This window comes from Curtobacterium sp. LFS084, from assembly GCF_047977705.1.
Taxonomy (GTDB): domain Bacteria; phylum Actinomycetota; class Actinomycetes; order Actinomycetales; family Microbacteriaceae; genus Curtobacterium.
On sequence record NZ_JBFPFM010000031.1, the window covers coordinates 25,576 to 37,219 of the forward strand.

Below are 11,644 nucleotides of genomic sequence, written 5' to 3' on the forward strand. Positions count from 1 at the left end.
TCGACCGCGTTTCCGCCGGATTGGAGAAAGTCGTGCCGGACCTCAGTGCCCGCGTCCTGGAGCTCGTCGCGTCCGGGCAGGCGTCCAGTCGGACCGAGATCGCCGCACTGCTCGGCGCCGCTCCCTCGACCGTCTCCCACGTGGTCGCGCAGCTGGTGTCGCACGGCCTGCTCGCGGAGGAGGGCACCGACGTCTCGACGGGCGGCCGCCCCCGCAAGGTGCTCCGCATCGGCGGTGCGGACGAGTACGCGGTCGCCGCGGACGTCGGCGGTGGGCACGCCCGCATCGGCATCGTGCTGCCGGGAGGCGCGCTCGAGTCGGTCGCGAACGTCCCGTTCGCGCTCTCCGACGGTCCGACCGCAGGGCTGCAGCGGCTGGCCGCCCTGCTCGAGCGGCTCGCGGACGAGCGCGGTCGCGCCGGGCTGCGGGGCGTCGGGCTCAGCCTGCCCGGACCGGTGGACGTCGAAGCCGGCGTGGTCGACCTGCCGAGCCGGATGCCCGGGTGGAACGGGTTCCCGGTGGGCTCGTGGCTCACCGAGCGCTTCGGGTTGCCCTCGGTCGTCGACAACGACGCGAACTGCATGGCCGCGGGCGAGCAGACCGTGCAGGACCCCGCCCGGCGGCAGACCATCACGATCAAGGCCGGCTCGGCGATCGGTGCCGGGATCGTCATCGACGGACGGCTGTACCGCGGGGCGACCGGATCGGCCGGCGACATCACGCACGTCCGGATCGACGCCGCGGGCGACACCCCGTGCTCGTGCGGGAACACGGGCTGCCTCGAGACCGTCGCGTCCGGAGCCGCGCTGGTGCGGATCCTGTCGGACGCCGGGGTCGACGTCTCCTCGACCGCCGACGTCGTCCGGCTCGCGTCGGACGCCCACCCCGAGGCGACGCGCGCCGTCCGGCTCGCGGGCCGGTACCTCGGCGAGGTGCTCGCCGCGAACGTCAACTTCTTCAACCCGGACGCGGTCTACCTCGGCGGGATCCTCTCCACGCTCGACCCGTTCATCGCCGCCGTGCGGAGCCAGCTGTACGAGAGCTGCCACCCGCTCATGACGCAGCACCTCGCCATCGAGCCCGTCTCGCTCGGCGCCGACGCCGGCCTCGTCGGTGCGGGCCAGTTCGCGCTGCAGCGCGGGCTCGCCGCGTCGCTCGAGGAACTGTCCGCGCCCATCCCCCAGTCCACCACCAGGAACAGGAACGTCCGTGTCTGACCCCGTGTCCACCGCACCCGCCACCCGTCGCCCGGTCATCGCGATCGCCGGGCTCGCCATCGAGACCTCGACGTTCACGCCGACCCGGACCCACGCGCCGGCGTTCCACCCGGACCGCGGGGACGAGGTCGTGGCGCGCTACGACTTCCTCGGGCCGCTGTCGGCGCGGGCCGACTTCCGCGGGGCGCTCATCGGTCACGCGCTGCCCGGCGGCATCGTGGACCGGGACTCCTACGAGTCGCTCGCGGCGGAGATCGTCGCGCGGTTGGCGGCGATCGTCGCAGCCGAGCACGTCGACGGGCTCTGGTACGACATCCACGGCGCGATGGTGGTCGAGGACCTCGACGACGCCGAGGCGGACCTGCTCGGCCGCATCCGCGCGGTGATCGGCCCGGACGTCATCGTGTCGGCGTCGATGGACCTGCACGGCAACGTCACGGCGGAGCTCGCCCACCAGGTGGACCTCGTCACCTGCTACCGGATGGCCCCGCACGAGGACGCCCTCGAGACGAAGGAGCGCGCCGTCTCGAACCTGGTGGACGTGCTCACCACCAGGCCCGTGGGACAGCAGCGTCCGGTGAAGGCCTGGGTGCCGATCCCGGTCCTCCTGCCCGGCGAGCAGACCTCGACCCGCATCGAACCGGCGGCCTCGCTGTACGCCGAGGTGCCGGTCGTCGAGCGGACCGAGGGCGTGCTCGACGCCGCGATCTGGGTCGGCTACGCCTGGGCGGACCAGCCCCGCGACCGAGCGGTCACCGTCGTCACCGGGTGGGACGAGGCCGCCGTCGCCGCCGGTGCGGAGCGCCTCGCGCGGGCCTTCTGGGACGTCCGCGAGGACTTCGTGTTCGTCGCACCGACCGGCACCTTCGACGAGTGTCTCGCCGCCGCGCTCGCACCGGGTGCCGCGAGGCCGTACTTCGTGTCCGACTCCGGCGACAACCCGACGGCGGGCGGCTCGGGCGACATGACGTGGGGGCTGACGCAGGTGCTCGCGCACCCGGCGTTCGCCGACCCGGACGGCCCCGTCCTGATCTACGCGAGCGGCCCCGGGCCGGCAGCCGTCGCCACCGCGGTCGAGGCGGGCGTCGGCGCCACCGTGACCGTGACCGCCGGCGCCGAGGTCGACGACGTGCACGCCGGGCCGATCACGATGACCGGCCGCGTGCACGCGGTCAAGCACGGCGACCGGGACGCCGAGACCGAGGTGGTGCTGCAGGTCGGCAGCGTGTTCGCGATCCTGACGACGCTCCGCAAGCCGTACCACCACGAGCACGACTTCACCGACCTCGACCTCGCCCCGCGGGACGCCGACGTGGTGGTCGTCAAGATCGGGTACCTCGAGCCGGAGCTCTTCGACATGGCCGCCGACTGGATGCTCGCGCTGACGCCGGGCGGGGTCGACCAGGACCTCGAGCGGCTCGGACACCACAGGATCGTCCGGCCGATGTTCCCCTACGATCGAGTGTTCCCGTCGGCGCCGGACCTCGGCGCCCGGATCATCCCGCCGTCGAACGAACCGCTCGGAGCCATCGCGTGACCACCGCCGCCCCCGTCGCCCTCGAGATCGCCGTCACCGCACCCGCCGGCGCGATCGTCGCACGGGACGGCGGCGCCGACCGTGTCGAGCTCTGCGTCGGGCTCGAGCTCGGTGGTCTCACGCCGTCCCAGGCGCTCGTCGAGATGACCCACGAGACCGGCATCCCCGCACACGCCCTCGTCCGCTGCCGTCCCGGCGGCTTCGTGCACACCCGCGACGAGGTCGAACTGATGGTGCGCGAGGTCCGCACGGTCCTGCGCTCCGGGGCGGCGGGCGTCGTGGTCGGTGCCCTGCGTCCGGACGGCACGCTCGACGAGGACGCCCTCCGGCGTTTCGTGGACGCCGCCCGCTCGGTCAGCGCCACGGCCGAGGTCACCCTGCACCGGGCGATCGACCACGCGGCCGACCCCGTCGCCGCCGCGGCCACCCTCGCCGACCTCGGGTTCACCCGGGTTCTGACCTCGGGTGCAGCGCCCACCGCGGCGGCCGGGGCCGCGACCATCGCACGCATGGTCGACGCCGCCGGGCCTGTGCAGGTCATGGCCGGTGCCGGCGTGACCCCCGCCGACGTGCCCGCGCTCGTGGCGACCGGGGCGGCTGCGGTGCACCTGTCGGCGAAGCGACCCGCCGCCGGCAGCGCCCGTGCGGGCGTCCCGATGGGCGGCTCGGACGACGGTTCGGCGCACTTCGTCACCGACGCCGAGGTGGTGGCTGCCGCCCGCCGCGCGCTCGACGCCTGAACCGCCGCGTCACGCGGGAATGGACCGCACGGGCGCGTGCTTGACGCCCGCATGACATCGTCAGCACCGCGTCGCGGGTGGCTCAGCGTCACGTCGGTCGCACTCGGATCGTTCGTCCTCGTCCTGTCCGAGTTCCTGCCGATCGGCCTGCTCCCCGCCATCGCCGCCGACCTCGACGTCGGCATCGGCACCGCGGGGCTCATGGTCGTCGCGACCGGCCTCGTCGGTGCCGTCGCCGCACCGGTCGTCACGGTGTGGACCTCCGGCCTCGACCGTCGCGTGGTCCTCGTCGGCCTGACGGTGCTGCTCGTCGTCGCGGACGCGCTCGCAGCGGTGGCGCCGGCGTTCTGGGTGCTGCTCGTGGCCCGGATGCTCCTCGGCGTCGGCATCGGCGGGTTCTGGGCGATCGGCGCCGGGATCGCCGGACGGCTCGTCCGCCCCGAGTCCGTGATCCGCGCGACGTCCCTGATCACCGCCGGGGTCTCGGTCGCGACCGTCGTCAGCCTGCCCCTCGGCGCACTCGTGCCGTCCCTCGCCACGTGGCGGCTGGCGTTCGTGATCGGCGGGGTGCTCGGGCTCGTCGCGCTCGGGCTGCAGGTGGCGATGCTGCCGCGGATCCCCGCGCTGCAGCGCGTCCGGTTCGGCACGCTCGGCTCGCTCCTCGGCGTCCCCCGCGCCCGGGTCGGCCTGATCGCCGCGGCCTTCCTGTTCACCGCGCAGTTCGCCGCCTACACCTACATCGCCCCGTACCTGCAGGACCTCGTCGGGGTCGACGCCGACACCGTGACCGTCGCACTCCTGGTCTTCGGGATCGCGGGCATCGTCGGGAACTTCGCCGCCGGGTTCACCCTCGGTCGGAACGTCCTCGGCACGATCGGCTCGGCGAAGTTCGTCCTCGCCGGCGCGGTCGTCCTGCTCCCGCTGCTCGCGCACTCGGTCGTGGGGGTGTTCGTCCTGCTCGTCGTGTGGGGGCTGGTCTGGGGCGCCCTGCCGCTCGGGATGCAGACCTGGATGTCCACGTCGTCGCCCGCGGGCTCCGAGACCGGGCTCGCGCTGTTCGTCACGACGATCCAGCTCGCCATCGCCGCCGGGTCGGTGCTCGGCGGCGCCGCGGTGTCGTCGTTCGGGCTGGCCGTCGACTTCTGGCTGGCCGGCGGGGTGGCGGTCGTCGGAGCGATCGTGCTCGTCGTCCTGGGGACCCGTCGGTCGAGCGCCGCCCCGGCGGTGGCTCCGGCTCCGGCTCCGGCGGTGGCGTCGGCTCCGGCGGAGACCACCGCGACCGGTTCCGTCGCCGTCGCCTGCCCCTGACGGACGGCGCCGCCACCGTCAGCCGAGCCGGACGACCCGGTCCGCTCCGGCGATGACCGTCGGGTCGTGCGTGGCGTGCACGACCACGACGCCGGACGCTGCCTCGTCGGCGAGCGCGCGGACCACGAGCCGACCCGACTCGGCGTCCACCCCGGCCGTGGGCTCGTCGACGAGGAGCACCCCCGCCCGCTGCGCGAGTCCGAGCGCGACGAGGGTCCGCTGACGCTGCCCACCGGACAGCTCGTCGAGCGGCCGGTCCGACAGGGACGCGATCCCCATCCGGTCGAGCTGCTCGTCGACCACGTCGCGGTCGGCACGCGCGAGCGGCCGCCACCACGGACGGCCGGACCACCGGCCCATGCGGACCGTGGCACGGACGGTGAGCGGGAGCGCACTCGGCGGGAGCGACTGGGTCACGTAGGCGACTCCGACGGAGGTTCGGCGCGTCACCGCCCCGGCATCCGGCGTCACCACCCCGGCGAGCGCGTCGAGCAGCGTCGACTTGCCGGAGCCGTTCGGCCCCGTCAGCGCGGTGACCGAACCGACGGGGAAGGTCGCATCGACCCCGTCGAGGACGGTCCGGTCGCCGCGCCGGACGACGAGTCCGGCGACGTGGAGGGGGGTGGCGTCGGTCGTCGTGGGCACCTGAGGACACTATCAGTATCGATAGTCATTTTCATGTAGCGTCTCGGACCGTGACCTGGCTGACCGATCCCCTCTCCGTCGACTTCATGGTCCGTGCCCTCGTGGGCGGCGGACTGGCGGCGGTGCTCTGCGCGGTCGTCGGCACGTGGGTCCTCGTCCGCGGCATGGCCTTCCTCGGCGAAGCGCTGTCGCACGGCATGCTCCCCGGCGTCGCGATCGCCTCGCTGACCGGGTTCCCCGTCGTACTGGGCGCCGCCGTCAGCGCCGCGGTGATGGTGCTCGGGGTCGGTGCACTCCGCCGACGGGCCCGGCTCTCGTACGACACGTCGATCGGGCTGCTCTTCGTCGGCATGCTCGCCCTCGGGGTGATCATCGTCTCCTCCTCGAGGTCCTTCGCGACCGACGTCACCGCGATCCTGTTCGGTGACGTCCTCGCCGTCACCCGTGCGGACCTCACCGGCCTGGCGATCGCCGTCGCGGTGGCGCTCGGGACCGCGGTGTTCTTCCACCGTCCGTTCACGGCAGCGGCGTTCGACGTCCGGAAGGCCGCGACCCTCGGCCTCCGCCCACGGGCCGCCGAGATCGTGCTGGTCGGGCTCGTCACGCTCGCGGTCGTCGCCTCGTACCGGGCGGTGGGCACGCTGCTCGTCGTCGGACTGCTCCTCGCCCCGGCAGCCGCCGCCCGCGCCTGGACCCGGCACGTCGGCTCGACGATGGCGCTCGCCGCCGCGATCGGCATCGCGGCCGTGCTCGTCGGGCTGCTCGTCTCGTGGCACCTCGGCACCGCCGCGGGAGCGAGCATCGCCGCCGTCGCCGTCGCCGGGGTCGGCCTCTCGCGCACGGCCGCGTCGCTCAGCACCCTGGTCCGCGACCGGACCCCCGGCGCAGAACCACCGACAGCAGTACCAGCACCTCGAGAGGCAGCATGACCCACTCCACCCGGCGCACTCCCACGCGCACTCTGCTCACCACGAGCCTCGTCGTCGGACTCACCGTCGCGACGGTGGGCTGCTCGTCGGGGACGGCCCCCGGCGACGCCAGCGCGACCGCCCGGCCACACGGCTTCGTCGAGGGGGCGAGCGAATCCCGGGAACCGCAGCTGCGCCTCCTGGTCGTCTCGGGGACGGGCGAGACCGTCCTGCACGACCTGCTCAGCAGCGAGACGACCGCGCTCGACGACGTCGACGTGCCCACGCACTCCGCCACTGACGGCCGGTTCCTGGTGACGAGCTCCGACCGCCGCACCACGATCGTGGACGGCGGTGCCTGGACGGTCGACCACGGCGACCACACCCACTACTACGCGGCGGAGCCGCGGGTCGTCGGCACGATGGCGGGGGGCGGTCCGGTCGAGGTGCACTCCTCCGAGACGACCACGACGATCACCTGGCGGGAGCGGAACGAGGCGGTCGTCCTCGACCGAGCCGCGCTCGGTCAGGGGACCGTCGAGGAACGGACCCGGATCGACGCACGGGTCCTGCTCCCCGACGGAGACCGCCTCGTCGCCGCCACCGACGACGTCGTCCGGGTGCTCGACGCCGACGGCTCGCCGACCGGCACCGAGGCGGCGTGCGCCGACCCGGCCGGAGGCATCGCGACCCGGGCCGGCTCGGTCGTCGGCTGTTCCGACGGCGCGGTGGTCGTGGACGACGACGGCGCGACGGCGGTGCCGTTGCCCGACGGCGCCGAACGGCCGACCTCGTTCGCCGCCCGCGGCGGACGACCGACGGTCGCGGGCCTGGCCGGTGACGCCGGCTTCTGGCTGCTCGACAGCCGCGAACACTCGTGGCGCCTGGTGCCGACCGAGCGCCCACTCCGCGCCGTCGCCGCGGTCGACGACGCCGACGAGCACGTGGTCGGCATCGACGACACCGGGCGGGTGGTGGTGCACACGCTCGCCACCGGAGCGATCGTCGCGACCGACCCGCTCGTCGCCGGCGACGCCTCGCCCCTGCTGCAGCTCGACGTGAACCGCGCCTACCTGGCCGACCGCGGGACGGGGAAGGTGCACGAGATCGACTTCGCCGACGGCGCGCGGGTCGCCCGGACCATCGACCTCGGCGTGGCCCCGGCCGCGTTCGCGGAGGTCGGACCGTGACGCGGGCACGCACACGGACCGTCGTCGTCACGGTCCTCGCCGTGGTGGGTGTCGCGTTCGGCGCGGGCGGGTGCACCGCTGCTCCCGGGCAGGACCGGCCACTCGTCGCCGTCACCACGAACATCCTCGGCGACGTCGTCTCGGAGGTCGTCGGCGACGCGGCCGAGGTGATGGTGCTCATGCCCGCCGGAGCGGACCCGCACTCGTTCGAGGTCTCGGCGCAGGAGGCCGCGCGGCTCCGCACCGCCGACCTCGTGGTGGAGAACGGGCTGGGCCTCGAGGAGGGCGTGTCCCGGCACGTCCGGGCCGCGGCCGACGACGGAGTCCCGGTCTTCACGGCCGGCGACGCGGTCGAGGCCCTGGAGTGGACGACCGAGGACGACAGCGGGCCGGACCCGCACCTCTGGACCGACCCCGCACGGATGGTCGACGTCGTCGAGTCGCTCGACGACGACCTCCGCGACGTGGGCATCCGGGCGACGGGCACCGCGGACTACCTCGACGCCCTGCACGCGCTCGACGGGGAGATGGAGCGGGCCTTCGGCGCGCTCGGCCCCGGGCAGCGGGCCCTCGTGACGAACCACCACGTCTTCGGCTACCTCGCCGACCGGTACGGGTTCCGGGTCGTCGGGGCCGTCATCCCGAGCGGGACGACCCTCGCCTCGCCGAGCGCGGCGGACCTGCGGGACCTCGCCGACGCGATCGAGGAGACGGGCGTCCGGACGGTCTTCGCCGACGCCTCGCAGCCCGCCCGGTTGGCCGAGGTCCTGGCGGAGGAGGTGGACGTGCACGTCGACATCCAGCCGCTCGCCACCGAGTCGCTGACCACCGACGGCCCCGCGTCCACCTACCTGGGGATGATGCGGTCGAACACCGAGGCGATCGTCAACGGCCTCTCGGTTCGTAATTGAGAATGAGAATCAGTACAGTAACGACCATGACGACGACCAAGACCCTGCGCACCGCGGCCCTGCCTGCCGCCCTGCTCACCGCGGCCACCCTTGCCCTCACCGGATGCGCGGCCGACACCACCCCCTCGGAGTCCGCGAGCACCGCGACCGCGCGCGCCGACGGCACCCGGATCACGCTCACGTACGACGGCGGAGTCCTCGTGCTCGACGACGACCTGCGCGTCCTGACCGACGACGCCGTCGAGGGGTTCACCCGCGTCAACCCGGCGGGTGACGGGCGGCACGTGCTCGTCACGGTGCCGAGCGGCTTCCGGGTGCTCGACACTGCGGCCGATCCGGCCCTCACCGACGCGGTCTTCCCCGCCGACACCGGCGGGCACGCGGTCGTCCACGGCGACCGGACGGCGCTCTTCGCCGACGGCACCGGCCAGGTGACGACGTTCGACAACGCCGAGCTCGACGGCGCCGACCTGCCCGACACCGAGACGACCGAGTCCGCGGCCGCGCACCACGGCGTCGCGATCGTGCTGGAGGACGGCACGCTGCTCACCACCATCGGTGACGAGGAGTCCCGCAGCGGGGTCCGTGCGCTGGGCGCGGACGGGAAGGAGACCACCCGCTCCGAGGAGTGCCCGGACGTGCACGGGGAAGGCGCGGTCCAGGGTGACGTCGCCGTGTTCGGATGCACCGACGGGGCACTCGTGTACGACGACGGCGCGTTCACGAAGATCGACGCTCCGACGGAGTACGGCCGCACCGGCAACCTGTTCACGACCGGCACGTCCTCGATCGCACTGGGCGACTACAACGACGACCCGGACAGCGAGGGGTACCTCCTCCACCAGATCGCCCTGATCGACGCGGCATCCGGTTCCTACCGGGTCGCCGACGTGCCGGACGGCGTCGGCTACACGTTCCGGGACCTCGCCCGTGGTCCCGAGGACGAGGCCGTCGTGCTCGGGGACGACGGCGCGCTGCACACCTTCGACACGACGTCCGGTGACCTGCTCGACTCCTTCCCGGTGATCGACCCGTGGGAGGGACCCGAGGAGTGGCAGGACGCCCACCCGGCGCTGAAGGTCGCCGGCGACGTCGCCTACGTCACCGACCCGGCCGAGCGGCAGGTCCACGCGGTCGACCTGACGACCGGCGAGACCATCGCGTCGAGCGAGGTGCTGCCCGGCGTGCCCAACGAGATCGCGATCGCGTAGCGACGCGTCCGCACCGACGCGGTGCAGGGCGGACGGGAGGCGCGGTGCCGGCTGGCACCGCGCCTCCCGGTCCGTCGGCGTCTCAGCGACCGGCGGCCGCGTGGTTCGCGACCTGCGTCGCCGACAGGACGGTGCTGTACACCGCCGCGTACCGCATCGACCCGGTGAAGGCGAAGTTCGACGGCTGCCCGGGCCACCCCGACACGGTGTCGTAGCCGATCCGGAAGTAGCCGGTGTAGTTCTCGGGCACGGTGAACGCGGTGTTCGAGGCGACGAGGGCGCCGTCCGCGTAGAGCCGCATCCCGGTGCTCGCGGACATCGTCGCCACGACGTGGTGCCACGCGCCGTCGGTGTACGCCTTCGGTGAGGTCACGACCTGGGTCGTCCCGTTGTAGGTGCCGAAGACGAGCTGCCCGGTGGTGTTGATGTAGATCTGACGGTCGTGCTGCCCGGAGGTGGCGGACTGGTTGCTGCCGAACCCGACGAGCATGCCGCCGGCGACGGTCGTGCGGAACCAGACCTCCTCGCTGAAGGTGGTCGGGTTGGCGTACGAGCGCGGCGTCGACACGAAGCTCGTCGAGCCGTTCAGCACGTAGGAGCTGCCGGTGTCGCGCGGGCACGCGTTCGGGCTCGGGGTGGAGGCCGTCATCGCGCCCTGGTAGGTGCCGTTCAGGCCCTTGCCCGACCAGTCCGCGGCCGTGGTCGCACCGCTGGCCTCGCCGAGACGGTAGGCGAAGAGGGCGTTCGCGGTGTCGGCGCCGACCGCGGCGCTGCAGGTGAAGTAGGGCGCGGTCGCGGCGCTGTTGCCGCTGTTCGCCACCACGGCGCTGAACGCGGACCGGGTCGGGGCGAACACGTTGGCGAGGCCGACGACGGCCACGGCGAGGACCAGGACGAGGGCGACGACCCGGCCGTCGCGGAGACGTCGGAGGTTCACGAGGGGCGCACCGCCTCGACGCGGCCGACGGCCAGGCACAGCACCAGGGGGACGAGGCACGCGGCGACGAGCAGCCCCCACCCGATCGGTCCGAGGTCGATGTTCGACGTGAGCTGGTAGTGCCCGTTCGCCGTGAGTTCGCGGATGACCATGTGCCCGACCTGTCCGTCGACGAGGTGCACGCTCGCAGCACCGGGCGACTCGACCCGGACCGGGAACACGCCGGAGGACACGATCGTCGCCTCGACGCCGGCGTGGGTGGCGGTGTTCGTGATCGTCGTCACGTTGACGAACGGCTTGAGGACGAAGGCCGCGTACGACGCGGTGAGCGCTCCCCCGGCGATGCGGAGGCACGTACGCGTCACCCGGTCGGTGAACACGCTCGTGAGCGTCCAGATCACCAGCGTGCCGATGAGCAGCAGCGGCGCGGCGCGGAACAGCCAGCCGAGGTGCGGCACGAGGAGCACCGGCGAACCGATGACGTTCTCCTGCGTGAGGGTCCACGGGTCGGTCGCGCCGTTGATGTCGCCACGGGTGTGCAGGCCCGCGCCGTCGACGTCGACGATGCGGTGCGTGTAGACGACGCCCGGGTTCGCGGCGGTCTCGAAGGAGACGACGTCGCCGACGCCGAGGGTGGCGACGTCCACCGGCAGGTCGAGGACGAGGGTGCCGACCGGGGCGGCCTCGCCCATCGAGGGCGTCTCGACGACGAACCAGCGGCCGCCGGCGGACAGGAACAGCAGGGCGGCGGTGAGGAGCACGGCGGCGACGACGGCCACAGACCAGGCGAGCACCGTCTCGAAGCGGGTGGCGGTGTGGCCCCCGAGCAGCGGGCGCTCCAGCGTGCCGCTGAGCGGGATGGCGGCGGTCTGGCTCATCGTCGGCTCCGTTCGTGTGCGGCGTGTGTGGGGAGGGGGCGCCGGTGGGGAGGGGGGGGGGGGGGGGGGGGGGGGGGGGGGGGGGGGGGGGGGGGGGGGGGGGGGGGGGGGGGGGGGGGGGGGGGGGGGGGGGGGGGGGGGGGGGGGGGGGGGGGGGGGGGG

General features: G+C 73.8%; 11 protein-coding genes. 8 read left to right on the top strand and 3 right to left on the bottom strand.

Annotated elements, in window-relative coordinates:
* Positions 1–32 precede the first annotated feature (32 nt).
* Genes ACNQOV_RS14295 through ACNQOV_RS14310 form a run of 4 tightly spaced genes read left to right on the top strand, consistent with a single transcriptional unit; the run spans position 33 to position 4,802 of the window.
* The gene (locus tag ACNQOV_RS14295; protein WP_402268741.1) at positions 33–1,217 is read left to right on the top strand and encodes an ROK family protein; all 1,185 of its coding nucleotides are present in this window, start codon (positions 33–35) and stop codon (positions 1,215–1,217) included.
* Entirely contained in the window at positions 1,210–2,754 is a 1,545-nt protein-coding gene (locus tag ACNQOV_RS14300) for a M81 family metallopeptidase (protein ID WP_416395284.1), read from the top strand. The genes ACNQOV_RS14295 and ACNQOV_RS14300 overlap by 8 nt, the downstream gene beginning before the upstream one ends.
* Entirely contained in the window at positions 2,751–3,494 is a 744-nt protein-coding gene (locus ACNQOV_RS14305; protein ID WP_416395286.1) for a copper homeostasis protein CutC, read from the top strand. The genes ACNQOV_RS14300 and ACNQOV_RS14305 overlap by 4 nt, the downstream gene beginning before the upstream one ends.
* Before the next feature lie 51 nt (positions 3,495–3,545).
* Positions 3,546–4,802: an MFS transporter gene (locus tag ACNQOV_RS14310; protein WP_416395288.1), complete on the top strand. Its 1,257-nt coding sequence runs from the start codon at positions 3,546–3,548 to the stop codon at positions 4,800–4,802.
* Between the two features lie 18 nt (positions 4,803–4,820).
* On the opposite strand, the gene aztA is transcribed toward ACNQOV_RS14310, so the two are convergent.
* Positions 4,821–5,447, bottom strand: coding sequence for a zinc ABC transporter ATP-binding protein AztA (gene aztA / locus ACNQOV_RS14315; protein ID WP_416395290.1), 627 nt, complete (start codon positions 5,445–5,447; stop codon positions 4,821–4,823).
* Positions 5,448–5,497: 50 nt separating this feature from the next.
* Between aztA and aztB the strand changes: the two genes are divergently transcribed.
* The 4 genes from aztB to ACNQOV_RS14335 are packed head-to-tail and all read left to right on the top strand — an operon-like array spanning position 5,498 to position 9,667.
* Complete coding sequence (aztB, locus tag ACNQOV_RS14320) at positions 5,498–6,376, top strand: zinc ABC transporter permease AztB (RefSeq protein ID WP_416395292.1); 879 nt, start codon at positions 5,498–5,500, stop codon at positions 6,374–6,376.
* Positions 6,373–7,545, top strand: a complete 1,173-nt coding sequence (locus tag ACNQOV_RS14325; protein WP_416395294.1) for an ABC transporter — start codon at positions 6,373–6,375, stop codon at positions 7,543–7,545. The genes aztB and ACNQOV_RS14325 overlap by 4 nt, the downstream gene beginning before the upstream one ends.
* On the top strand, positions 7,542–8,456 hold the full coding sequence (locus ACNQOV_RS14330; protein WP_416395296.1) for a metal ABC transporter solute-binding protein, Zn/Mn family: 915 nt from the start codon (positions 7,542–7,544) through the stop codon (positions 8,454–8,456). Before ACNQOV_RS14325 ends, ACNQOV_RS14330 begins: the two co-directional genes overlap by 4 nt.
* A 26-nt stretch (positions 8,457–8,482) precedes the next feature.
* Positions 8,483–9,667, top strand: coding sequence for a hypothetical protein (locus ACNQOV_RS14335; protein ID WP_416395298.1), 1,185 nt, complete (start codon positions 8,483–8,485; stop codon positions 9,665–9,667).
* Positions 9,668–9,749: 82 nt separating this feature from the next.
* Here ACNQOV_RS14335 and ACNQOV_RS14340 read toward each other — a convergent pair whose 3' ends face one another.
* Both ACNQOV_RS14340 and ACNQOV_RS14345 read right to left on the bottom strand, forming a co-directional pair.
* A complete protein-coding gene (locus ACNQOV_RS14340) occupies positions 9,750–10,604 on the bottom strand; it encodes a LamG domain-containing protein (protein WP_416395300.1) in 855 nt (284 codons plus the stop codon).
* Positions 10,601–11,482 carry a S26 family signal peptidase gene (locus tag ACNQOV_RS14345; RefSeq protein ID WP_402268711.1) on the bottom strand — a complete coding sequence of 294 codons (882 nt, stop codon included), beginning with the start codon at positions 11,480–11,482 and terminating at the stop codon, positions 10,601–10,603. The genes ACNQOV_RS14340 and ACNQOV_RS14345 overlap by 4 nt, the downstream gene beginning before the upstream one ends.
* Positions 11,483–11,644 lie beyond the last annotated feature (162 nt).